Source organism: Bacillus sp. mrc49 (assembly GCF_002803435.1).
The window spans coordinates 1-756 of record NZ_PHNG01000238.1; the positions used below are offsets into that span (position 1 = coordinate 1).

At 51.1% G+C, this 756-nt stretch carries 1 protein-coding gene; it reads right to left on the bottom strand.

Translation table 11 applies throughout. The features are described 5' to 3' along the window. Window positions 1–756: sugar kinase (locus CVN76_RS01730; RefSeq protein ID WP_157805452.1), on the bottom strand; the 756-nt coding region annotated here is incomplete at both ends.

Consider the following 756-nt stretch of genomic DNA (forward strand, 5'->3'; position numbering starts at 1 on the left):
CCTCCGTGACGGCAAATCCCGCTACATCCTTCCTTTCCTTTTCGGTCGCCAAATAGGCACCCTCTTCGCCCAGCTTGATCACCACCAGCTTAACCCCTTGATCGAGATAATAACTGGCGATATCCTCCTTCCTGCTATAGCCTGTTAGGATTTCGCCTTCCTTCATTCCCGGAAGCAGCCAATCCGCTTCTTTGGCAAACATATTGACGACCTCGATCATCTCCCGTTCTGTCGGCCACAAGGTCGGCCGGAGATTCGGATCGAATGAAACGGTCACACCCTTTTGTTTCAGATCATTCAACACTTGCCATGACAACTCCCTGAAACTGGCGGAAATCGCAGGCGGTATCCCGGTCAAGTGCAAGTGCTGGGTCTTCGGAAGCTGCTTAAGCGGAAAATCCTCCAAGGAAATCTTGCTCGCGCTTGAATTCCTCCTGTAGTATTCAACGACTGGATCGCCCTTCTCCACTTTGGATTTCAGCTGGAATCCTGTTGGATGATGCGGGTCGGTTAAGACATGGGAGACATCCACGCCTTCGCTTGTTAGCGTTTTCAAAATCATCCGTCCGAATGAATCATCTCCGACCTTGCTCATCCATGCCGTTTTGATGCCTAACCTTGACAGGCCAATCGCTACATTGGTTTCGGCCCCTGCCACATAGCGCTTATAACGCATGCAATCATCGAGGCTGCCCGTATCATCGGCAATGAACATCGCCATTGCCTCTCCCATCGTCAGTACACTAAGCTCTTTCA